The following is a 22671-nucleotide window of genomic DNA, read 5'->3' as shown; positions in this document are numbered from 1 at the left end:
GGGTCACCGCCCGCCCCGTGGGCGGGCCCACCCCCGGACACGGAGCGAAGCGGAGCGGAGCCCCGGAGCACGGGCCGCTCGGAGCCGCGCCGGTACGCCGCCGCGTCCGGGAGAGCGCGCCTACTCCTCGGCGCCGGCCCTCGGGGGCGCCGCCGCACCGCCGTCCTGGCCGGGCGCGGGCAGTCGGTAGCGCTCGTAGAGTTCGCGCGCGTAGTCCTTGGCCTCCTGCGACGGTTCCTCGCCCAGCTCGTCGCGGACCAGGTCGTCGAGGCTCTTGTTCGTTTCGTCCATGTGACGCAGCCTGCCTGGAGTGCGCGGATAGCACAAATCGCCGCTCCGGTGACGCAGCGCCAAGGGCCCGAACACCCCAACTGTGGGGGTTTGCGGAGCGAAACCCAACCCGAGCCGCGCATAACGCCCGAAGAGGAACCCGTCGGCTCCGGTCGTTTCGCGACCCCCGTGATGGCGGGGTGATGGCAGAATCCCCGGGGTTGAGGATCCGGCTTCGACCCCGCGCAGCACCACAGGGGATCACCGGCTTCCCCACCCCGTGGAAGGGTCCGACGACCCATGGTGTACTGACGACATGACCGAGGATGTCGACAGCCTGATCGCAGACCTGGAACTGTGGCGGACCCCCGAAGGCCGGCCCAGCCACCGGGACACGGCGATCGCCGAACTCCAGCGGAGAAGCCCGCACGTCGTTCCCGCGCTCGTCGAGCGGTTGCAGGCGCTGCTCACGTCCTCGCGCCGCCCCCGTGACCACCAGGGTGTTCCCGACCGCGCGAGGTATGACCGGGAGTCCCTCGATCTGCGCCAGGGGCTGCTCCAAGCTCTGGCGCGGATCGGCGACGAACGCGCCACCGCCGTGCTCATCGCCGCGCTGGACGACGACGCCTGCGTCCCCTACGCCGCGGCCGCTCTGCGTCAGACGCCCGATGACCAGGCGGTGGAGCCCCTGCTGGACGCCCTGGCCCGCATGCTGCCCAACGGGACGATGGTCGACGACCTCATCGACACGCTCATGGTCCACGGCGTCTCACCCGAACACGTCCGAGCGCGCTGGCGCACCGAGCCCAGCCCGCGGGGGCGCGCCAACCTGATGAGGCTGCTGGCCAGGCACGGCGACGTCCCGGTGTCGGTTTTCCTCGAAGCCGCCCAGGACCCGTTCCACGAGGTGCGGTGGGCCGCGATCGAGGGCGTGCTCCGTGTGTGGCGGGCCGACGGCCACGATCCCGACCCGGCCTGGACCGAGGTCCTGCTCTTTCTGGCGGTCGACGGGGAGAAGTCCGTCGGCTGGCGGGCCGTCGACGCCCTGGAGCAGATGGAGCGGGGCCAGCAGGCGGAACCTGACACGCACCCCGACCTCGCCACCCGCGTTCTCACGCCTCCGCTTCTGGCGTCGGTGATCGGGCTGGCTCTTCGCTCACCGGGGGCGTTCGGCGGACAGCTGGGCGCGCGGCTGGCGAATCTGGTCTCGGCCCGCCCCGACGGCCTCCAGGCCGTCCGGGGGCTGATCGGGCTCCGTCCGCCGGCCGACGTCCTCCGGGCGGCCCTGGACATGCTGCCCCCGTTGGGCGCCGACACGCGCAACCCGGAGCGGGCGATGCGCATGCTCCACAGGCTGCTGTCCCATTCCGACAGCGGCGTCCGCGAGGACGCGGCGTCGGCGCTGCGTCGCGGCGATCTGCTGTTCCCCTTGCTGGTCAGCGGTGACAGGGACACCCGCGAGACAGCCAGGAGCGCTTATGCGCAGATCACCACCGCAGGCTACGCCGACCGCCTGGACCGCTACGTCTCGGCGCTGCCGCTGCGCACGCGTATGAGGTACCGGGGCGTCCGCCGCTGAGGGGCGCCGCGTCCGACACGGGTACCGGAGCGAGATCCGGTACCGAACGCCGTGCGCAGGATCCGCGAGGAAGGGCTGCTGGGCTGGAAGCACGAGAAACGGAGCCGAGGCCGCTGTTACCGGGACCCCTGACAGGGGCCCGCGGCCCGGCAGGGGTGGGTCCCCCGCCATCCGGAGGAGGGCCCCCGCGGCCCCCTCCGGAAGGCCTCAGGAGCGGTCCGGTCCGGCCGTGCCGACCTCCTCGCGCAGCTGCTCCAGCACCCCCGACAGCAGCCGGGACACGTGCATCTGCGAGTACCCCAACCGGTCCGCGATCTCGGACTGGGTGTGGTCCCCGAAGAACCGCAGCCGCAGGATCTCCCGCTCGCGGGCGGGTAGGCGCGCCAGCGCGGGCTTGAGCGACTCGCGCTCCACCACCCGGTCCAGCGCCGCGTCCTCACAGCCCAGGTGGTCCTCCAGGCGCGTGCCCTCCTGCCCCTCGGAGTCGGAGGAGTCGGGCGCGTCCAGGGACAGCGACCGGTAGGACTCCGAGACCTGGGTGAGCTCGCTGACCTCCGCCTCGGGCAGCCCCATCTCGTGGGCCAGCTCCGCGATCGTGGGCGTGCGCGCGTGCCGCTGCTGGAACTCGCTCGTCACCCGGCGCAGCTTCACCCGGTTCTCCTGGTGGCGGCGCGGCACCCGCACCGCCCAGGTGTGGTCGCGGAAGTGCCGCTTGATCTCCCCGGTCACCGTGGGCAGCAGGTAGGAGATGAAGGGCTTGCCGCGGTCCGGGTCGTAGCCGCGCACGGCCTTGGCCAGTCCCACCATCGCGGTCTGCTTCAGGTCCTCCAGCGGCTCGCCCCGCCCCCCGTAGCGGCGCGCGATCTTGTTGATCAACGGCTGGTAGAGGACCATGACCCGTTCCCGCAGCCCGTTGGCCTGCGGGTCCCCCTCCCCCAGCCTCACGAGTACGGACAGCAGCTCCTCCGCCGTGGCGTCCTCGCCGGGCATCGGCCTGCGCGGCCTGGGGATGACGGTCGTGTGGTCTGCGGCGGCCTGGGACTTCGGTGCGGTGTTCTCGGACAAGAGAGGACCCCCCGGTGCTCTGTCCTTCTGTGCTTGTGTCGCCTGTCAGCACCTGCGGCGCGGCCCTCGCTCCTGACGCGCTGTCGGGGGCTCTCGTCGGGCGGGGGACGGTCGCCGTGCGGGGAGTACGTTCCCTCAGAAACGCCTTCAAAAGCGACGGGGCGAAAAAAGTTGTCGCGCGACAAATATCTTTCGATCCCCGCGTGGTCACTGTGCGCACACGGAGGCGGGCGCTGCACTCCGCCCTTCCACCCCCGCGGGCCCACGGGACACGGCGACCGCACCCTTCCCGCCCGGCGGGCCGGGCGCGGATACCACGCCACTACCGCCAAGTCGCCCTATAAAACACCTTTGCCGAATTTTTCATGATCGAACTCAGGTTCGTACCGTCGTAGCCGGTCAACACCCCGCCGGTGTGAGGCCAGCCGCCCGGACAACGGCGAGGGGCGCCCCGCGCCGTGCGCGGAGCGCCCCCGAACCGGGAACGGCCTGGGATCAGCCGACCGGCTCCTTGGTGCGCTCGGTCCCGGCGACCGCGGCCTTACGCTCCCTGCGCAGCTCGCGGCGCGCCTGCCTGCGGGCCGCGCCGCGCTGCTTACCCCACTCCACCAGCTGGTAGAGGACGGGGACCAGGATCAGCGTGAGCACGGTGGAGGACAGCAGACCGCCGATCACCACGATCGCCAGCGGCGCGGAGATGAACGCCCCGCCGCCGGTGATGCCCAGGGCCATCGGGGTCAGCGCCGCGACGGTCGCGAGCGCCGTCATCAGGATGGGCCGCAGACGGTGCCGGGCACCCTCCACGATCGCCTCCCTGAGCGGCATCCCGTTGTTCTGGTTCTGGTTGATCAGGTCCATCAGGACGATGGCGTTGGTGATCACCACACCGATGAGCATCAGCATGCCGACCATGCCCGCCACACCCAGCGGGGTGCCGGTGACCAGCAGCAGGCCCAGCGAACCGGTGATCGCGAACGGCACCGAGATCAGGAGCATCAGCGGCTGGAGCAGGCTCTTGAAGGTCGCCACCATGATCAGGTAGCAGATGACGATCGCGGCGACCATCGCCAGCATCAGCTGCGCGAAGCCCTCGCTCTGGTCCTGGCTGACGCCGCCCAGGGTCGCGGTGGCGCCCTCGGGCAGGTCCATGGTGTCCAGGGCCTGCGTGATCTCGGCGCTGACCGCGCCCAGGTCGGAACCGGTGGCGCTCGCCGACACGGTGGCGCTGGTGATGCCGTCGATCCGGGTGAGCTCCGGCGGCTGCTGCACCTCCGCCACCTCGGCGACGTCGGACAGCGGGACCGCCTGGCCGCTCGGGCCCGTGACGGGCAGGTCCTCCAGCTCGGCCACGGTCCGGGGCGCCTCGTCGACGCGGACCACCATGTCGCGGCGCGTGTCGTCGAGGGTGACGGTTCCGACGTTCTGCCCGTTGAAGGCGGCGGTGACCTGCTGGCCGATCATGGCCTCGGTCATGCCCCGCTCGGCGGCCTCCTCGCCGTCGACGCGGACCTCCAGCGCGGGCTGGGACTCGGAGATGCTGTTGGCGACGTCGTCGGCGCCGTCGATGCCGCGCAGCTCCTCCTCGACCATCCCGGCCGCCTCGGCCAGGGTGTCCTGGTCGTCGGCGCTGACCCGCACCTCGATGCCCGAACCGCCCATGGCGGCCATGGCGCTCAGGCGCGGCTCGTACTCGGTGTCCAGGTCCTCCAGGGCCGTGCGCAGCACCTCGCGGTTGCGGGCCTGGTCGGTGTCGGGGTCCGCGGTGATGCTGTAGTCCACCTGGGCGGCACCGCCGCCGCCCAACATGGCGGCCATACCGCCGCCGCCGCCGACGTTGGTCTGGTAGGACTCCACCCAGGCGTAGCCGGCGAGGAGGTCCTCGACCTTGGCCGCCTCCTCGTCGGCGACCTCCAGGGACGTGCCCGGGGGCAGCTCCTGGACGACCTGGTAGGTGTTCTCCTCGGACTGGCCCATCCAGTCGGTCTCGATACCGCCGGCCATGAAGACCGTGCCGGCGAAGATCGCGACGCTGGCGAGGAGAGTGGTGATCGTGGCGGTCCTGCGCTTGGTGGTGATCCAGCGGATGATCGGCAGGTAGGCGCGCTGGAGCGGGCTGCGCATCTCCCGCTCGTACTCCTCGCGCTCGATCTCCTCCTGGGTGGCGTCCCCGATCTCCTTGGGGCGCATGAACCAGTAGCACAGCACCGGGATGAGGGTGATGGAGACGATCAGGGAGGCGGCCAGGGCCAGGCTGGCGGTGACCGCGAACGGCAGGAACAGCTCGCCGACCTGGCCGCCGACGAAGGCCAGCGGCAGGAACACGGCGATGGTCGCGAGCGTGGAGGAGACCACGGCGGCGGCGACCTCGCGCACGCCCTGCTTGACCGCGGCCATCCGCTCCTTGCCGTAGTCCAGGTGCCTGCGGATGTTCTCCAGGACAACGATGGAGTCGTCCACCACGCGTCCGATGGAGATGGTGATGGCGGCGAGGGTGAGCATGTTCAGCGAGAAGTCGAACGCCTGCATGCCCAGGAACCCGATCAGCACCGAGACCGGGATCGACACCGCGATCACCAGGGTGGAGCGGATCGAGAACAGGAAGACCAGGATGACGATCACGGCGGCGAGCAGGCCCATGCCGCCCTCTTCGAGCATCGCGAGGATGGACTCGTTGATGTAGGGGGCCTGGTCGAAGACCACGCTGATGTCGATGTCCTCGCCCAGGACGTCGGCCTGCTCGTCCAGGACCGTCTGGACTCCCTCGGAGACCTCGACGGTGTTGCCGTCGGGGGTCTTCATGACCATGACGCCGATGCTCGGGTCGCCGTTGACGCGCGCCAGACTGGCGGCCTCGTCCTGGACGAGTTCGACGTCGGCGACCTCGGAGAGCCGGACCGGGTCGGCCGGAGCGGCCGGGGGCGCGCCGGGCGCCGCGGCGGACATGTCCGCGCCCGCGGCGGCGGGCTGGAGCCAGACCTCCTCGACCTGCTCGATCGAGGTGAACTGGTCACCGGTGGTCACGCTCAGGCTGCGGCCGTCGGACTCGACGTCCCCGCCCGGCTGGAGCAGGCCGCTGGACTGCAGGGCGTCCACGAGGCTCTGCGGGGACAGGCCGTTGGCGGCGAGTTCGTCCTCGTCCGGCGTGACGACCACGTCGGACTCCACCGCGCCGGTGATCGTCGCCGAGCGCACGCCCTCGACGGACTCCAGCTCGGGGATGAGGTGGGTCTCCAGCGGGTCGACCATGGCCTGGTCGTCGCCGTCCCCGGCGCCCGCCGCGAGCATCACGACCGGCATCATGTCCGTGCTGAAGGACATGACGCTGGTGTCGACGCCCTCGGGGAGCATGCCCGCGACCTGGTCGACGGCGATCTGGGTCTGGCGGACGAGGTCGTCCTGGTCCTGGCCGTAGTCGAACTCGACCGTGACCTGGGAGGAGCCGGTGCTGGAGGTCGAGGTGACCGTGGTGACGCCCGGGACGCTCTGGACGGCCTGTTCCAGCGGCTCGGTGACCTGGCTCTCCACCACCTGGGGGGCGGCCCCCTGGTAGGTGCCGGAGACCATCACCATCGGCAGGGACATGTCGGGGAAGAGCTCGCGTTTGGCCGACGCCGCTGCGAGGACTCCGAAGAAGAGGACTGCCAGGGTGATGAGCAGGACCAGTGCCCGGTTGCCGAGCGACATGACCGCGGCGCGGTTCATACCTGGGTCCCTTCCACGCTGGTGGCAGCGGTCCCCGTCCGGGGGAGACCCGCGGCGCGGGCCCTTGCGGCCGATCTGGACATGAGAGGTTCTCGCTCCTAGTTCACTGCGGACACGGGGCGGGCCGTGATGTGTGGGTCGTCGAGCGCGTGTACGCGCCGGGGCAGCACACGGTCGTCCGCCGGTGCTGGGACCGGGATCGAAGGTGTGGTGACAGGGGTGCCGGTGTCTGGCTGCCGGGTGCGGGGCGGCCGTGTCGGCCGCCTCTCCCGGGCCTCGTGCACCTGCCGGGCGCACTACTCACCATACGTCGCGTTATATCGGGACTCGGGGCTTCTCCCGCACGATTCAGGGAAGTCTCAGGGAAGCGTCAGCCTTCTGTCAGGGTCCGTTTCTGACCAAAGTAGGTGTCCTCATCCGTAAGTCGGAGTCGGATGGGATGAAATGCGGCTTCCTGCGACCGCGCAGGGGGCGCGCCCTGTAACGGACATCACGGTGGCAACTTCCGGCCAACCGGAAAACGGCCCCGGGCACGCGGAACGCGGGGACACCGGGGGTGACGAGGCGGGAGCGGCGGGGAGCCGGACGCCCGGCCCGCGACGGCGGGAAGCCCGCGCGCACCGGGCACACTCGCATCGGGCCGGCCATCGCCGGGTGCCCCCGTGGCGGCGGCGCTCAGGCGGACCGGGGCTCCCCGGGGGCCTCGTGCGGCTGGGCGGTCCCCCACACCACGCGCAGGAGGTCCTCCAGGGCGTGGGCCAGGGAGTCGTCCACGAGCGCGTAGCTGACCTGGCGCCCGCGCGCGGAGGTGCTCACCAGGCCGCAGTCGCGCAGACAGGCGAGGTGGTTGGAGACGTTCTGGCGGGTGAGCCCCAGTTGGTCGGCGAGTCCGGCGGGGTAGTGGGGACCGTCGAGGAGCGCCAGCAGGAGGCGACAGCGGGTGGGGTCGGACAGGGCGCGTCCGAGCCGCTGGATGGCGGACAGGCGCTGCTCGGAGGTCAACATGAAAACCATTGTACATGGCTTGCTGTATAGACAGCGCAGGCTGTATAAACAGTGGAGACTGAACCATGGGTGCCGCGGACGGCGGCCCCGGGAGAGGACGTCGCGACGGGAGGGCTGATGGGCCTGGGACACGACCACGGGCACGGGCACGGCGTCACCGCCGGGGCCGCCAACAGCAGGCGGCTGGCGGTGGTCCTGGGGATGATGCTCGCCGTCGCCGTGGTCCAGGTGGTCGGCGCCGCGCTCAGCGACAGCCTGGCCCTGCTCGCCGACGCCGGGCACACCGTCACCGACTCCTTCGGGGTGGCTTTGGCCCTGGTGGCCGTGTGGATCGCCGCCCGGCCCGCCACCAGCAGGCGCACCTTCGGCTACCAGCGCGCGGAGATCCTCGCCGCCGCCGTCAACGCGCTGGTGCTGTTCGTCCTGTGCGGGTTCATCGTGGTGGAGGCGGTCGAACGGCTCCGGGAGCCCGCCGACGTGTCCGGGCCGGGCATGATCGCCGTGGCAGCCTTCGGCCTGGTCATGAACATCGGCGCGCTGCTCGTCCTGCGCTCGGGCGCCCGCGAGAGCCTCAACGTCAAGGGCGCCTACCTGGAGGTCCTGAGCGACGCCCTGGCCTCGGTCGGGGTGATCGCGGGCGGCGTCGTCGTCTGGCTGACCGGATGGGACCGGGTGGACACCCTCGTCTCGCTGGGCATCGCGGCGATCATCGTGCCCCGCGCGTGGGCGCTGCTGCGCGAGGCCGTGCACATCCTCCTGGAGGCCACACCGCAGGGTATGGACCTGAGCGAGGTCCGCGACCACCTGCTCGGACACCCCGCCGTCCTGGACGTCCACGACCTGCACGCCTGGACCATCACCTCCGGGGTGCCCGTGATGTCGGCGCACGTGGTGGTCGCCGAGGAGCACCTGCGCGACAGCGGTCGCATGCTGGACGAACTCCACGCGTGCCTGACCGGCCACTTCGACGTCGAGCACTCCACGCTGCAGCTGGAGCCGCCCGGCCACGCCGACCACGAGGGCGCACGACACGCCTGACCTGTGACGGGGCGCACCCGGGCACCGCGGCCGAGCCGCGCCGGGGCACCGCCGCCGGGCCCGCGCGGAGCCCGCGTCCCCGCTGGTGCGGACCACCGCGGGCGCCACCGGCACACCCCCCGCGCGGTTACGATGCTGGACGGGCCGTCGGCGTGCCACGATCGGAACCCTCCGGCACACCTCCCCTCGTCCAGGAACGTCTAAGGAGACACCGTGGCACCCTTCCCGACCGAGGTCAGCGGTGAGTGAGAACCGGCTGCGAGCGGGGCTGCGCTCCCTGCTCAGGCTGCGCGGCTCGCTCCTGCCGCTCAGGGCGGCGAGGCTGTCGTACAAACTGCGCCGGGAACTGAGCACCACCCGTGAGGCCAGCACGTGGCGCCAGCCCGCGCGCGTGTTCCTCATGGCCTACGTGGTCGTGGACCTGATGGGCACGGCGCTGCTGATGACCCCGCTGACCACGCCCGACCACCGGGGACTGGGGTTCGTCGAGGCCTTCTTCACCGCGACCTCGGCGCTCTCGGTGTGCGGACTGAGCGTGGTCAGCATCGGCAACGACCTCAACGCCTTCGGCCAGGGGGTGGTCCTGGCGCTCATGCAGGTGGGCGGGATGGGCATCATGACCCTGGCCTCCCTGCTGGGCACCGCGATGATCCGCCGGTTCGGGCTGCGCATGCAGCTGACCGTGCAGGCCGAGACCCGGAGCATGTGGGTGGGCGACGTGCGCGGCCTGGTCAGTCGGGTGGCCCTGATCTTCCTCATCTGCCAGGGCCTGACGTTCCTGCTGATCACCCCGAGGATGTGGCTGGGCTACGGCATGCCGCTCGGGGAGGCCGCCTACTCGGGCTTCTTCCACTCGATCTCGGCCTTCAACAACGCCGGGCTCTCCCTGTACGGGGACAGCATGATGCGGTTCTCCGGCGACGCGTTCATCCTGGTGCCGATCGCCCTGGCGGTGATCCTCGGCGGCATCGGCTTCCCGGTCCTGCTGGAGCTGCGGCGCGAACTGCGCACCCCGCGTCTGTGGAGCCTGCACACCAAGCTCACCGTCACCACCACCTCGATCCTCTTCGTGGGCGGGGCCCTGCTGGTCACCCTGATGGAGTGGAACAACCCCCAGACCCTGGGGCAGATGCACTGGTGGTCCCGGCTGGTCGACGGCTTCTTCCACGGCGTGATGCCGCGCAGCGGCGGCCTCAACTCCGTCGACACCGGGGAGATGGAGGACGCCACGCTGCTGGTGACGATCATGCTGATGTTCGTCGGCAACGGCAGCGCCGGAACGGCCGGGGGCATCAAGGTGGCCACCCTGGCGGTGATCTTCCTGGTGGTGGCGGCCGAGGTCCGCGGCAACGACAAGGTGCACGTCTACGGACGCCAGCTGTCGCCCGAGGCGATCCGGCAGTCGCTGAGCCTGGTGTTCCTGTCCGCGACGGTCGTGGCCTTCACCACCGTCGTGCTGGTGCGCACCACCCCGTTCGACCTGCTCCCGGTGATGTTCGAGGTGGTCTCGGCCGTCGGCGTGGTCGGCCTGTCCATGGGCATCACCGCGGAACTGGCGCCGTGGGCCCAGTTCCTGCTGGCCCTGCTGATGGTGGCGGGCCGGATCGGCCCCATCACCTTCGTGACGGCGCTGGCCTTCCGCGACCACCGTCGGCGCTACGATCTCGCCGAGGCGCGGCCGATCATCGGCTGAGGGCACTCCGAGGGAAGGAAGGGACACCGTGCAGCAGCACAGGAGACTCACCGACAAGCGGGTCCTGGTCATCGGCCTGGGCCGGTTCGGCAGTTCGCTCGGCCTGGAGCTGGTCAGCCGGGGGTGGGAGGTCCTGGGCGTGGACTCCAGCCCGCGGCTGGTGCAGTCCTTCGCCGACGCGCTCACGCACACGGTGATCGCCGACGCCACCGACGAGGAGGCGCTGCGCCAGGTGGGAGCGGGCCAGTTCCACAGCGCGGTGGTGGCCATCGGCACCCACCTGGAGGAGAGCATCCTGGCCACCTCGCTGCTGGTGGACATGGGGGTGTCCAACATCTGGGCGAAGGCGACGAGCCGCCGCCACGGCCGCATCCTGGAACAGGTCGGCGCCACCCACGTGGTGCTGCCCGAGCACGACATGGGCGAGCGCGTGGCGCACCTGCTGTCGGGCAGGATGCTCGACTACGTGGAACTGGAGGAGGGCTTCTCGCTGGGCAAGACCAAGGCGCCCAAGGAGCTCATCGGCAAGACGCTGCGCGAGACGCGGGTCCGCCAGCACTACGGGATCACGGTGGTGTCGGTGAAGCGGATGGGCGAGGAGTTCACCTACGCCACCCAGGAGACGGTGTTGAACAAGGGCGACGTGATCGTGGTCGCAGGACGCACCGACGACGTGGAGCGCTTCTCCGAGTCCACCTGAGCCGGGCCGCACGGCGGCGGGAGGGGTCCGCAACCGTTGCGGGGCGGTGGAAAGCGGTCAAACGGGGAGGGCGACGGGGAGCCGCGCGGCGCCTCCTGTTCCGCGTCCGGCCGTCCGCTCCGCGCGCCCGCGGACGGCGGTTCCGGGGCGCGTGAGCGTTCCGATCCAAACAGACAAATTGACAACCGTTTTCATTCTTCCGACAATTGACCCATGCGAACTGGGACAACCGTGCGGGCCGCCGCCCTCGGCGCCGCCACACTTTTGACGATCACCGCCTGCGGAAGCGGCGGTGAGGGGGCGGACGACTCGGGTGTCTCACCCGCCGACGCGGACCTGACCGTGGTCACCGGCGTCTACCCCCTGGAGTGGCTGGCCGAGCAGATCGGCGGCGACCGGGTGGCGGTCGTCCAGCTCACCGAGCCCGGCACCGAGCCCCACGACCTGGAGCTGACGGGCCGACAGGTCGCCGAGGTCAGCGAGTCCGACATCGCCTTCTACGTGGAGGGCCTCCAGCCCGCCGTGGACGAGGCGATCGCGCAGGAGGCCTCCGAGAGCGCGTTCAACGTCGCCGACGTCGTGGAGCTCCACCCGGCCGGAGAGGGCGGCCACGACCACGCGGAAGGTGACGAGCACGCCGAGGAGGAGCACGGCCACGGCGAGGAGGGCCACGACCACGCCGAGGACGAGGCGCACGCGGAGGAGGAGGCCGCCGCCGAGGAGGAGCACGACCACGGCGAGTACGACCCCCACTTCTGGCTGGACGTGGACCTGATGGCCCAGACCGCCCAGGCGCTCGGCGACCGGATGGCCGAGGTCAACCCCGAGGGCGCCGACGGCTACGCGCAGGGCGTGGAGGCGGTGACCGCCGAACTGGAGGCGATCGGCCAGGAGTACGAGGAGGGGCTGTCCTCCTGCGAGCACGACGAGGTGGTCGTGGGGCACACCGCCTTCACCTACCTGACCGAGGCCTACGGCCTGGAGCAGATCGGGGTCAGCGGGGTGGACCCCGAGACCGAGCCCTCCCCCTCGCAGATCGCGGCCATCACCGACGTCGTCAACGAGCGCGGCATCGAGACGATCTTCACCGAGCCGCTGATGCCCGCGGCGACCGCCGAGACCATCGCCGCCGAGACCGGCGCACAGGTGGAGGTGCTCGACCCGCTGGAGGGTGTCACCGAGGACTCCCCCGGCGACGACTACCCGTCGATCATGCGGGGCAACCTGGAGGCGCTGACCACCGCGCTGTCCTGCTCCTGACCCTCACCGCGTCCCACCGCACCGGCCCCGCCGGCCCCGGGCTCCCGCCCCGGCCGACGGGGCCGACGCGTGCCCGCGCCCTCCCGCGCCGCTCTCCCGGCGGGCAGTCCTCCCGGCGGGCGGGGTCTCCGCTTTCGCGCCCCGCGCACCCGCGGTCCGGGGTGCCCGCGCGTTCTCGCACCCCTGTTCCCCGGTCGGAGAAAGCCGCGTGTTCTCACGCACCTTTACCTCCCGGCCGAAACAGCCTCCGGCATGCATGGGAACGACACATGGGGAGGCCATGGGTTACATGGCGCTTACATACCACCAAACCCTCGGACAAGTGGCGAGGGTCACGCTATGCTTGTGAACATGTCGGTGCTGATGCACGTGCATGTGGCGGTGCATAAGCACGGACGTTCCCCTCGACGAAAAAAGGAGCAGCATGACCGCACACAACGGCATCCCCGCGACCCAGCTCACCGAGGCGGCCTGGCAGAAGGCCCGGCGCAGCAACTCCCAGGGCGCCTGCGTCGAGATGGCCCGCCTCGGCGACGGTTCCATCGCCGTACGCAATTCGCGGTTCCCGTCCGGACCGGCGCTGGTCTACACCCAGGAGGAGATCGACTGCCTCATTCTGGGCGCCAAGGACGGGGACTTCGACAACCTGCTCAGCTAGGACCTTTCGTCCCATCGGGCGCGTTCCGCCCCGAGACATACAGGAGGGGTTACCGCTCGGCGGTGACCCCTTCCCCGGTCGCCCCGACCGGTCCGCGGCCGCCCACCCGTGCGCACCTGCCCCGAAACCCGGAAAGGCCCGCCTCGGCGAGCCTCTCGTATCCCTGGGAGCGTGTTCGGGATCCCCTCTCCCGTCCCACGCCGTTGCTCAGCCGACTTCCTTGTCCAGGTCCTCCAGCATCTGCTCCAGCAGTTCCAGCGTCTCGTCCGGCGTGGCCGCGGCGACGCTGAGCCGGGTCATGGCCTTGGTGTAGGCCTCCACCACCGGCCTGCGGTCGATGATCTCGCCGTCGGTGAGCTGCTCCAGGTAGACCATGTCCGCGAGCTCGAACTCCGAGTAGCGCAGGAGCGTGAACGACCCCGCCTCGGCCGCGTGCGCGCCCACCGCGAAGGGGACGATCTGGAGGGTGATGTTGTCGTACTCCTTGCTGAGCTGGATGAGCCACTCCAGCTGACCGCGCATGATCTCGCGCCCGGCCTCCGGTCCGCCGATGGGCCTGCGGACCGCCGCCTCGTCGAGGATCACCCACATGCGCATGCTCGTGTCGGTGCGCAGGCGTCGCTGTCTCTTGAGTCTGGCGTCGACGCGCTGCTCGGTGACCTCGTCGGTCTCCACTCCGCCGGAGATGACCGCCCGCGCGTACTCCTCGGTCTGGAGCAGCCCGGGGACGAACTGGGACTCGTAGATGCGGATGTGGTCGGCGGCCTCCTCGAAGCCGACGTAGCGGATGAACCACTTGTGCAGTGACTCCCCGTACTCCTTCCACCAACCGGGCTTGTTGGATTCGCGCGCGACTTCGAGGATTTCCTTGATCCTCTTGCGGTCGGAGACCCCGTACATCTTGAGGAGGTCCTCGATATCGCGCAGCTTGAAACCGACCCGGCCGAGTTCCATACGGCTGATCTTCGACGCCGATGCCCGAATCTTGTTCCCGGCGTCCTCTCGGCTGATACCACGCGCTTCGCGAAGCTGGCGCAGCTCGTGCCCGATCAGCATGCGGCGCACAGTAGGGCCGCTCCCCTGGCGCAATCGAGCGATATCCACGTTCGCCGCCTCTCCCTCATTCCTCGCACAAGGGTATCCGTGTGAAGGGACACCTTTGCCGTGCGGACAAGACACTACAGGTACACGATAGAACGATAGAGCAGTGGTGCCTTCGCCTCGCTGGCGGATCCCCCGGCACCACCGGGGAGGGCCCGCCGCCGGGAGTGATCCGGCGCGGCGCCCGGCGGGAACCCCGGCACTCACACGAATTGCGCCCAAACGAACTTTCCACCGGGCGGCGTGGGAATCACACCCCACTCTCGCGCGAAAGCACTCACCAGGGCAAGCCCCCGACCGCCCTCCAGGTCGAGATCGGTTTCCCTTCTCTCCGGCAGCCGGTCTCCACCGTCGCGAACCGCACAGATGAATTCACTGCCGCTGCGCATGAGCGAGAGCTGAATACCGCCCTCGCTCTGCCCTGTCAAGGGCAGAGGGCCACCATGCCGGAGCGCATTGGTGACCAATTCCGAAACGACCACCGCGACATCGCTGGACAAGTAGTGCATCTCCCATTCGTGGAGAAGCGCCTCGGAAATCTCGCGTGCGGCCCCCACCGAGTGGGGGCGCGGCTCGAAGCTCCACGTGACGGCGTCGTGCCGGTCTCCGCAGACGGGGGTGTTCCAGCGGCGGGAACCGTGCGTCAGGACCCTGAGCCACCAGCCACCAGCCGGGTCGGCCACCGCCTCAGCGCACTCCATGCCTTCCACTCCTCCCTGACGCACCGCTGTGTGGGCGTCGGTGACACGGCCGGGGACGGACCGTGTCCGCGTGCAGGTCGGGCGCGTGCCGCTGCACGACTCGAATGCACGTGCATCTTCGTCTTGCAGGCAATCGTAGGCCAAGCCCCGACGATGTGCAGGCAAACGGGGAGACGACTTCGTCCGACCCGTGAAGCGGGTCGTCGCGGACCTCCCCACCCGCGGGCGGCCCCGTCCCGGGCGCACCCCGTCCACCTACCGACCGGTTGGCATGTGGATAGGATCTCCTCGCGCCCACCACGCGAACTCTTGGAGGTAACCCCATGTCACCAACGCCCCGTGTGGCCATCGTGACCGGTGCGGCCCGTGGGATCGGTGCCGCCGTCGCTGAGCGCCTGGCGCGCGAGGGCCGGTCCGTCGCCGTGCTGGACCTGAGGGAGTCCGACGCCCAGGAGGTCGTCGACCGCGTCACGGCCGCGGGCGGCACCGCCCTGGCCGTGGGCTGCGACGTGTCCGACCCCGACCAGGTGACCGCCGCCGTCGACACCGTGGCCGAGCGCCTGGGCCCGCCCGCGATCCTGGTGAACAACGCGGGCGTCCTGCGCGACAACCTGCTGTTCAAGATGTCCGTGGAGGACTGGGACACCGTGATGAACGTGCACCTGCGGGGCTCGTTCCTGATGAGCAGGGCCGCCCAGGCCCACATGACCGCGGGCGGCTGGGGCCGGATCGTCAACCTATCCAGCTCCTCCGCGCTGGGGAACCGGGGCCAGGCCAACTACTCGGCGGCCAAGGCCGGACTCCAGGGGTTCACCAAGACCCTGGCGATCGAGCTGGGCAAGTTCGGCGTGACCTGCAACGCGGTCGCGCCCGGCTTCATCGAGACCGCCATGACCAGGGCGACCGCGGAGCGCATCGGCGTCAAGTACGAGGACATGAAGGCCTTCAAGGAGGCCGAGATCCCGGTGCGCCGGGTGGGCGTGCCCGAGGACATCGCCAACGCCGTCGCCTTCCTCACCGGTGAGGAGGCCGGGTTCGTGTCGGGCCAGGTCCTCTACGTCGCCGGCGGGCCGCTGGACTAGGCGGTACTCTTCGGGCCCGCGCTCCGCCTCGTCCCCTGCTTGGGCGCCCGCACCGGCCCCCGTGGGTGGGGCGGGTTCGCAAAGGGCCCAGCCGCCCGGGACACCCCGTGCGCCCCGTCCGGAGCCCTCCGGGCGGGGCGCACACATGCACGTGGGCCGGAGCCCGGGGCGGTCACTCGTCCGGGGATCCAGCGGCGCGGGCCTCCTCCATCGCCGCCGTGACCGTGGCCGCCAGCTCCTCCACCAGGGCGACGCCTGCGGTGTAGTCGGGGCTGCCGTCGGTCAGGACCGCGATCAGGTACTCGCGCCCGGGTCCGGCCACGTAGCCGACGCTGTTGACGTTCCACAGGTCGCCGTTGGCCTCGCGCGGGGTCCACCCGTTCTTGAGCCCGACGGTGTCGGCGGAGCCCGCGCTGGCCGAGATCCCCCAGGACTGCTCGGCGGCGACGGACTCCATCAGCCCGCGCACGTAGGCCCGGTCCTCCTCCGCCAGCGGGCTCCCGTCGCAGTACAGGGCGCGCAGCAGCCGCACCTGGTCGGCGGCGGTGGTCATGGTGGCGCCCCACCTGCCTCGGGGGTGGGGATCGGTGTTGGTGAAGCCCAGCGTCCGGGCGCCCTCGACGAAGCCGTCGGTGAACCCGATCCGCGAGTACAGGCCGTCGGTGACCCCGTTGTCGCTGTGGCGGATCATGGCCGAGACCTGTGAGCGCTCGGCCCCGGTGAGGTCGCGGCCCTCCTCCTCGGCGCGCAGCAGCAGCATGGTGAGGATGGTCAGCTTGGCCACGCTCGCGGTGGGGAACTGCCGGTGGGCGCCGTGGCTGAAGGTGGCACCGGTGCGCAGGTCCTGCACGGCGACCGCGAAGTCGGCCGGGTGCTCCTCCCCGATCGCCCCGATGCGCTCGGTGAGTTCCTCGCGCTGGACCGGTGTGAGGCCCCTCCCTCCGGTGGCGGGCGCGTCGACGGACTCGAAGGGCGCCAGAGGGAACGCGTCCCTGGAGACCGGCGACCGGAACAGCGCGGGGTCCGGGCCGGGCGGGACGGCCCCGGAGGCCGAGGTGGCGCCGGGCAGGGTGAAGGCCATGAGCACCGCGAGGACGGCCGCCACGACGGCGACGGACCGGGCTCGGGTGTCGGCGAGGGGATGCCGGGGCACGCTATCACCGGTTCGCTGACACGCGGATGGGCTGGAGTACCGCCATTATTCAATGAAATGTCGCGAATACGAACATCTCGATACCGAATCGGTACCCGGGCCCCTCTTTTCGTCCGCTTCCGCGGGCGAATCCTCAGCGGCGGGTGTCCTCGTCGATACCCCGGGCCACCAGGGCCTCCCCCGTCGCGTCGGCCATCCGCAGCAGTTGGACGATGACCGGGACCACGAGCAGGTGGGGGCGGCCGGACAGGCCCCGCGCGCGGTAGGCCTCGCGTGCGGCCTGCCAGGCGGAGGCGGCCATCGGGATGGAGCGGACGGTGAGCGCCAGGACGAGGGCGACGCGGTCGGGGTTGGCGCCGACGTGCCTGAGCGGGCGGGCCATGCGTTCGAAGAGGTCCAGCATCGCGCGCACGCGGGTGGTGAGCGTGACGAGGTTGGCGAACAGGACGAGCGCGGCCAGCTGCGCGCACAGGCGCAGGGCCGTCTGCCAGTCCGCGAACAGGACCTGGAACAGGCCGATGGCCAGCAGGAACGGCGACAGCGCGCGCAGCGCCGACCAGGCCCGCCCCAGTGGGAGACCGGCCAGCGGGTACACGGCGAGCGCGGCGGCCAGGGCGCCGACGGCGACCCGGGGATCGCCCCAGACGACGAGGCCGACGCCGACCAGCAGCAGCGCGAGGAGCTTGGCCCCGGCCGGGACCCGGTACAGGAACCCGGTGCCGGGGACGTAGAGGCCGACCGTGCTCACCGCTCGTCCATGAGCTTGGTGTAGTGGGGCACGGCGTCGCCGGGAACACCGTCGAAGACCACCCGGCCCGCGTCCATGACCAGGACCCGGTCGAAGCCGTCGAGGAGGTCGAGGTCGTGGGTGAACAGGACGACCTGCTGGTCCAGGCCGTCCAGGGTCCGGTGCACCATGCGGGTGTTGCGCAGGTCGAGCAGGGTGGTGGGTTCGTCGCAGACCAGCACCTCGGGCTCGGTGACCAGTACCGAGGCCAGGGCCAGGAGCTGCTTCTGCCCGCCCGAGAGCAGGTGGCCGGGGTGGTCGCGGTGGCCGTCGAGCCCGTAGCGGACCAGGGCCGCCTCCACCCGGCGGGCGGTCTCCTCGCGGCCCAGACGCAGGGAGCGCAGGCCGATCTCCACGTCCTCGGCAACGGTGGGCATGATGATCTGGTTGGCGGCGTCGGAGAAGACGAAGCCGACCCTGCGCCGGATCTGCTTGGCGTGGCGCCGGGTGTCCCACTCCCCCAGCGTCACACGGCCCTCGTCGGGGACGACGAGGCCGTTGAGGGTGCGGGCGAGCGTGGACTTGCCCGATCCGTTCGCCCCGATCACGCCGATGCGGTGCTCGGCGAGGTCGAGGGTGACGTCGCGCAGCACGGCGCGGTCGTCGTAGGAGTGGGAGACGCCCTCCAGGCGCAGCATCAGGATTCCCCGCGGCCGGTACCGGCCTCCACGACGGAGCGGCCCGCGGGCGGGATGGGGTAGGCGCGGTAGACGGCGCTGGCGATGAGCGCGGTGACCACGGCCTTCACCAGGTCGCCCGGCAGGAAGGCCACCATGGAGTAGGCGGCGGCCAGGACCCCGTCGCCCATGACGACGGCCATCCAGGGGACGCCGATGGCGTAGATGACGAGGATGCCGCCGACGACGTTGATCCCCAGGCCCGCCCAGAACCGGTAGCGCCCCCGGGAGCCGCGGACCATGAGGTCGGTGAGCAGGCCGATGACCAGGGCGGCGAAGACCCAGCTGACGATGAACCCGGCCGAGGGCCGGGCCAGGACGCCGACGCCGCCCATGCCGCCCGCGAAGAGCGGGAGCCCGGCCAGGCCGAGCACGATGAAGGCCGCCACGGCGAGGGGGCCGCGCTTCCAGCCCAGGAGGCTGGGGGCGAGCATGATGCCCAGGGTCTGGAGGGTGATGGGCACCGGCGAGAACGGCAGCGGGATGGCGACCGTGACGCTGAGGGCGGCGATGAGCCCGGCGAACACGGCGATGAGCGCGAGGTCGCGGGCGGTCAGGCCCCTGTGGCGGATGTTGGTCCTGGTCGTGGGCATGGGCGGTTCCCTCGGGAGGTCGCGGAGGCGGATCTTTGCCCATTGTCCGTTATGGCGGTGACCAGGACGAAGGCCGGGGCGCACAGTTCTGCGGGCCCCGGGGTTGTAGGGGGTCGCCTGAGACGCGGGTCACAGGGCGGGGTTCTCCCCGCCCCGCGGACCCGCGCGGCCTCCCCGGAGGGGTAGGGCCCGGGCGACCGGTGTCCCCGGTCGCCCGGTGTCCCCTACCGGTAGCCCGGGGCCGGGTCGTCGGGGTCGTCCGTCTCGTCCGGACGGCCGGGCTCGTCCGGGTCCCCGGGCTCGTCGGGGTCGTCCGTCTCGTCGGGGTCGGTGGGCTCGTCCGGATCGGTCGGCTCGTCCGGATCCGTGGGCTCGTCCGGGTCGGTGGGCTCATCCGGATCGGTCGGCTCATCCGGGTCGGTGGGCTCATCCGGATCGGTCGGCTCATCCGGGTCGGTGGGCTCATCCGGATCGGTCGGCTCATCCGGATCGGTGGGCTCGTCCGCGTCACACGTGGTCAGCTCGGCGTCGAACGGGTGGTAGTGCAGTTCGAAGGGCCGGATGACACGCGTGTCGCGCTGGCTCTCACGCGGGCCGCCCACGTCCTGGGTGAACTCGCGGGCGACCACCGTCCCCTCGATGTTGGCCGAGGAGTAGTGGTTGACCGCGGCGTTCGGGGCGTAGACGGTGCCCTCGATGGTGTCGGTGCCCACGGGGATGGTGACCGTCCGGGCGTCGGAGAAGTTCCACAGGGTGTAGGGGGCCGTGGAGGAGCTCAACCCGGCGCCGGTGGGTCCCTCCCACGTGAAGTCGCCGCCGACGCCCGAGGTGTCGACGTTGATGATCAGCGGGGTGTCCTGGCTCGGCGGGTCGTCGAAGGTCAGCTGGGAGAGCGAGTTCAGTTCCTCGGCGGTGAGGTTGAGGACGTTCTGCTCTCCGGGGGTGAGGCTGACGTGCAGGTCCGCGCCCTCGGGGATGGCGTCCGGGTCGATCGGGTCGCCGTTGGGGGTGGTCAGCGTGGCCGTGGTGGAGCAGAGCGCGAACCCGGACGAGTAGGAGCGGAAGGCGGAGAAGGCCTCCTCGAAGTCGATCAGGTCCGGCTCCGGTCCCACCGAGTCGGCGGGCTGCATGGTGCTGAGCTGGACCCGCGGATAGCCCTCGTAACCGGCGCCCTGGGGGACGATCCGGGTGTTGGCCGAGGCGTTGTTGAGGTCGGTGGTGTAGACGTCGGCGTCGTCGAGGTCGCCGATCTTGACGTAGGCGCCCGTGGGGATGCTGAGCACGCCCTGCGGATCGCTGTCCTCGAAGTCCACCTCACCCTGGACCAGCAGCGCCACGGGGTTGCTCTCCCCCGTGTCGGTGAAGGTGCCGTCGTTGTGGATCCGCACCCGGTAGTCGCGGCCGAAGGACAGGTCGCCGCCGACCGCGATCGGACCCTCGGACTCGGTCCCGGCCAGGTAGGTGTCACCCTCGGAGATGGCGTTGAATCCGAGTGCGGGGGCGACGGGGTTGACCGTGACGGCAGCGGAGGCGGGGGCCGGGGCCCACCAGCCCCGGAACCCCGGGGCGGTCGACAGGGTGCCCGCCGCCAGGGCCAGGGTGGCGGCTGTGACCAGGAAGGTCCGGCCGGTCCTCCTCGGGAGCGACCGGCGCGTACGCTTTGTGTTATCAATCATGCACACATTGTGACCATGCCGTGGTCCGTAAGTGGGAAGGCACGGCGGGATCGAGGGGAAAACGTCAACGGTTCCCCATCAGCGGGTAGGGGGCCGCCCCTCCGGGGCGTCACCCCCGGCAGCCGCTCCGGGAGCGGGCACGGCCCGCTTCTGGTGAACGCCCCCGCCTCTCGGTGGGGGAACTTCCAATCCCCGCATGGACCTGGGATGTTCTTCGCACTGCGATGGAACGTGCCCGGACTGGTCGTGTGCGCGGGAGCCGGGGAGCTGCGGAAGGCACTACGGGTTCTGGAAGGCGGTGCAGGATGGGCGCGGTCATGACCCTGGAGACCGTGGAGGCCTCCGTCCCCCAGGAGGTGGCGCGCCTACACGCCACCTACCGCAAGCGGGGGTGGACGGTGTGGCACGGCAACGCGACCGGCCAGTACTGGGCGGCGCACACCGGCCGCATGGTGATGCTGAGCGGTGACACCGCCCAGGAGCTGGCGGCGGAGATCGAGAGGACACAGCCGGGCAGGCCGGTGGAGGCGGTTCCGACTCAGGCGCTGCGACGGCACACGGAGCTGGTGCTGCTGTTGAAACCCCGGCCGTGTGTCTCCCCGGAACGGGCGGACACCACGGCCGGCGGAAGGCGGTAAGCGGTGACGGCCGTGGCCCGGGAAGGGGTGTTCCCGGGCCACGGCCGACGCGAGGGAGTGGGCGCAGCGCCCCGCTCACGGCGCGGGGGACGCGGTGTCAGCCCCGGGTCCCCCCGGCGCGGCGGATACGGGTGATCGGGACCGGGAGCACGCACACGGGGACGGGCAGGCGCAGCCGGTGGCCGGTGTCGGCCGGGACGCCCGTGTCGGGGTCCAGGAGAAGCGAGGCCAGCGAGTCGCCGTTCTGGGCGGCCACGACCAGGTGGTCGGGCTCCTCGCGGTGGCCGCGCACGACGGCGAAGTTGCGCGGCCACGGCCCTCCGGCCGGGGTGTCGGCGACGTGCTCCAGGCGGGCGCCGCCGTCGCGGACGGCGAAGGTGGCGATCGTGTCCGCGCCCCGGTTGGACACGTACACGTGGTCGCCGTTGGTGAGGATCTCGGCGGGGAAGTTCGCGCCCGCGGCCTCCTCACCGGTGGCCTCGACGGAGCCCAGGTGCTCGGCGGTGCCTTCGTCGGGGTTCCAGCGCAGGACGTGCACGCGCGAGTCCAGCTCGCCCGCCACGTAGAGGTACTCGCCGAGGACGGCCGTGTGCCGGGGGCCGGTGCCCGGGGGCAGGGAGACGGCGCCGACCTCCTCGCCGCCGTGCAGGATACGCAGCTCGTCGGTGCCCAGGTCGGCCACCAGCAGGTGGCGGTCGTCGGGGGCGGCGGTGCTGTGCGCGTGCGGCCCCTCCTGGCGGTCGGTGACCGGGCCGCTTCCGGAGTGCGCGAACTCCGCCACCGTTCCGTCGAGGGAGCCGTCCTCGGCCAGGGCGTACAGCGTGGCCACGCCGTTGGCGTAGTTGGTCACCGCCAGTTCGGAGCCGCGCGCGAGCACGTGGCAGGGCGATCCGCCGCCGGTCGGGGACTGGCCCAGTTCGGTGAGCCCGGCGCCGCCGTCGATCCGGAAAGCGGTGACGGTGCCCTTCTCGCGCTCGTTGACCGCGTACACCGTGGGCGGGTCCTCGCGGAAGGCGAGGAAGGACGGGCCGGGGGTGCGGGCGGCGGCGCCGCCGTCGGTCATCTCGCCGGTCATGGGGTCGAACCAGACGCGGTAGATCCCCTCGCCCTCCCCGGGCGGGTCGGAGTCGGGGGTGTAGGTGCCCACCAGCAGGAGCCGTTTGCCGTCCACCGAGTCGCCCACCGGGAACCCCGTTCTCATTGTGCGTGTACCGAAAGTGGTCTACACCACCAGCGGCATGCTACCGCCCGGTGCGCCTGTTCCGCCTTGGCCCTGGTGACCTGGCATCGGCT

20 protein-coding genes are annotated in these 22671 nt (G+C 71.2%); 8 read left to right on the top strand and 12 right to left on the bottom strand.

The genetic code is table 11. The annotated features are described in order from the left end of the window. Positions 1 to 120: 120 nt before the first annotated feature. Positions 121 to 291, bottom strand: coding sequence for a hypothetical protein (locus G011_RS31975; RefSeq protein WP_013151584.1), 171 nt, complete (start codon positions 289 to 291; stop codon positions 121 to 123). Between the two features lie 295 nt (positions 292 to 586). Here G011_RS31975 and G011_RS0100480 point away from each other — a divergent pair, with 295 nt between their 5' ends. Beyond that, positions 587 to 1849, top strand: a complete 1263-nt coding sequence (locus G011_RS0100480; protein WP_019606731.1) for a HEAT repeat domain-containing protein — start codon at positions 587 to 589, stop codon at positions 1847 to 1849. A 207-nt stretch (positions 1850 to 2056) separates the two neighbouring features. Here G011_RS0100480 and G011_RS0100475 read toward each other — a convergent pair whose 3' ends face one another. The 3 genes from G011_RS0100475 to G011_RS0100465 all read right to left on the bottom strand — a co-directional run bounded on the left by G011_RS0100475 (position 2057) and on the right by G011_RS0100465 (position 7621). Beyond that, a complete protein-coding gene (locus G011_RS0100475; protein ID WP_019606730.1) occupies positions 2057 to 2914 on the bottom strand; it encodes a SigB/SigF/SigG family RNA polymerase sigma factor in 858 nt (285 codons plus the stop codon). A gap of 495 nt (positions 2915 to 3409) precedes the next feature. After that, a complete protein-coding gene (locus G011_RS0100470) occupies positions 3410 to 6616 on the bottom strand; it encodes an efflux RND transporter permease subunit (protein ID WP_019606729.1) in 3207 nt (1068 codons plus the stop codon). Positions 6617 to 7291: 675 nt separating this feature from the next. Further along, positions 7292 to 7621, bottom strand: coding sequence for a helix-turn-helix transcriptional regulator (locus tag G011_RS0100465; RefSeq protein WP_019606728.1), 330 nt, complete (start codon positions 7619 to 7621; stop codon positions 7292 to 7294). A 117-nt stretch (positions 7622 to 7738) separates the two neighbouring features. Here G011_RS0100465 and G011_RS0100460 point away from each other — a divergent pair, with 117 nt between their 5' ends. The 5 genes from G011_RS0100460 to G011_RS0100440 all read left to right on the top strand — a co-directional run bounded on the left by G011_RS0100460 (position 7739) and on the right by G011_RS0100440 (position 12970). Further along, positions 7739 to 8659: a cation diffusion facilitator family transporter gene (locus G011_RS0100460; RefSeq protein ID WP_013151579.1), complete on the top strand. Its 921-nt coding sequence runs from the start codon at positions 7739 to 7741 to the stop codon at positions 8657 to 8659. Between the two features lie 241 nt (positions 8660 to 8900). After that, entirely contained in the window at positions 8901 to 10352 is a 1452-nt protein-coding gene (locus G011_RS0100455; RefSeq protein ID WP_019606727.1) for a TrkH family potassium uptake protein, read from the top strand. Positions 10353 to 10380: 28 nt separating this feature from the next. Further along, on the top strand, positions 10381 to 11052 hold the full coding sequence (locus G011_RS0100450) for a TrkA family potassium uptake protein (RefSeq protein ID WP_013151577.1): 672 nt from the start codon (positions 10381 to 10383) through the stop codon (positions 11050 to 11052). A 213-nt stretch (positions 11053 to 11265) separates the two neighbouring features. Next, entirely contained in the window at positions 11266 to 12312 is a 1047-nt protein-coding gene (locus G011_RS0100445; RefSeq protein WP_036552065.1) for a metal ABC transporter substrate-binding protein, read from the top strand. A gap of 424 nt (positions 12313 to 12736) precedes the next feature. Next, positions 12737 to 12970, top strand: a complete 234-nt coding sequence (locus tag G011_RS0100440) for a DUF397 domain-containing protein (RefSeq protein ID WP_013151575.1) — start codon at positions 12737 to 12739, stop codon at positions 12968 to 12970. A gap of 207 nt (positions 12971 to 13177) precedes the next feature. Here the strand turns inward: G011_RS0100440 and G011_RS0100435 are convergent, their stop codons facing one another. Both G011_RS0100435 and G011_RS0100430 read right to left on the bottom strand, forming a co-directional pair. Next, positions 13178 to 14026: a helix-turn-helix transcriptional regulator gene (locus G011_RS0100435; RefSeq protein WP_036552062.1), complete on the bottom strand. Its 849-nt coding sequence runs from the start codon at positions 14024 to 14026 to the stop codon at positions 13178 to 13180. A 248-nt stretch (positions 14027 to 14274) separates the two neighbouring features. After that, the gene (locus G011_RS0100430) at positions 14275 to 14772 is read right to left on the bottom strand and encodes an ATP-binding protein (protein ID WP_013151573.1); all 498 of its coding nucleotides are present in this window, start codon (positions 14770 to 14772) and stop codon (positions 14275 to 14277) included. 323 nt (positions 14773 to 15095) lie between these two features. On the opposite strand from G011_RS0100430, the gene fabG reads away from it, so the two are divergent. Then, entirely contained in the window at positions 15096 to 15854 is a 759-nt protein-coding gene (gene fabG / locus G011_RS0100425) for a 3-oxoacyl-ACP reductase FabG (protein WP_026337873.1), read from the top strand. Between the two features lie 172 nt (positions 15855 to 16026). Here the strand turns inward: fabG and G011_RS0100420 are convergent, their stop codons facing one another. From G011_RS0100420 to G011_RS29420, 5 genes are all read right to left on the bottom strand, one after another. After that, positions 16027 to 17007, bottom strand: coding sequence for a serine hydrolase (locus G011_RS0100420; protein WP_019606723.1), 981 nt, complete (start codon positions 17005 to 17007; stop codon positions 16027 to 16029). Between the two features lie 133 nt (positions 17008 to 17140). Continuing rightward, positions 17141 to 17755: an energy-coupling factor transporter transmembrane protein EcfT gene (locus G011_RS0100415; RefSeq protein WP_019606722.1), complete on the bottom strand. Its 615-nt coding sequence runs from the start codon at positions 17753 to 17755 to the stop codon at positions 17141 to 17143. Further along, entirely contained in the window at positions 17752 to 18432 is a 681-nt protein-coding gene (locus G011_RS0100410) for an energy-coupling factor ABC transporter ATP-binding protein (RefSeq protein ID WP_019606721.1), read from the bottom strand. The genes G011_RS0100415 and G011_RS0100410 overlap by 4 nt, the downstream gene beginning before the upstream one ends. Then, positions 18432 to 19064, bottom strand: a complete 633-nt coding sequence (locus G011_RS0100405; protein WP_019606720.1) for a biotin transporter BioY — start codon at positions 19062 to 19064, stop codon at positions 18432 to 18434. The genes G011_RS0100410 and G011_RS0100405 overlap by 1 nt, the downstream gene beginning before the upstream one ends. A 224-nt stretch (positions 19065 to 19288) precedes the next feature. Further along, positions 19289 to 20740 carry a choice-of-anchor A family protein gene (locus G011_RS29420; protein WP_051104306.1) on the bottom strand — a complete coding sequence of 484 codons (1452 nt, stop codon included), beginning with the start codon at positions 20738 to 20740 and terminating at the stop codon, positions 19289 to 19291. A 317-nt stretch (positions 20741 to 21057) separates the two neighbouring features. On the opposite strand from G011_RS29420, the gene G011_RS0100395 reads away from it, so the two are divergent. Beyond that, complete coding sequence (locus tag G011_RS0100395) at positions 21058 to 21378, top strand: hypothetical protein (RefSeq protein ID WP_231391352.1); 321 nt, start codon at positions 21058 to 21060, stop codon at positions 21376 to 21378. A gap of 97 nt (positions 21379 to 21475) precedes the next feature. On the opposite strand, the gene G011_RS0100390 is transcribed toward G011_RS0100395, so the two are convergent. Further along, a complete protein-coding gene (locus G011_RS0100390) occupies positions 21476 to 22579 on the bottom strand; it encodes a lactonase family protein (protein WP_231391351.1) in 1104 nt (367 codons plus the stop codon). Positions 22580 to 22671 lie beyond the last annotated feature (92 nt).

Origin of the sequence: Nocardiopsis sp. CNS-639 (assembly GCF_000381685.1) — a bacterium.
Lineage (GTDB): Bacteria > Actinomycetota > Actinomycetes > Streptosporangiales > Streptosporangiaceae > Nocardiopsis > Nocardiopsis dassonvillei.
The sequence above is the reverse complement of the archived record's forward strand: the minus strand, read 5'-3'. Positions and strand labels throughout refer to the sequence as shown.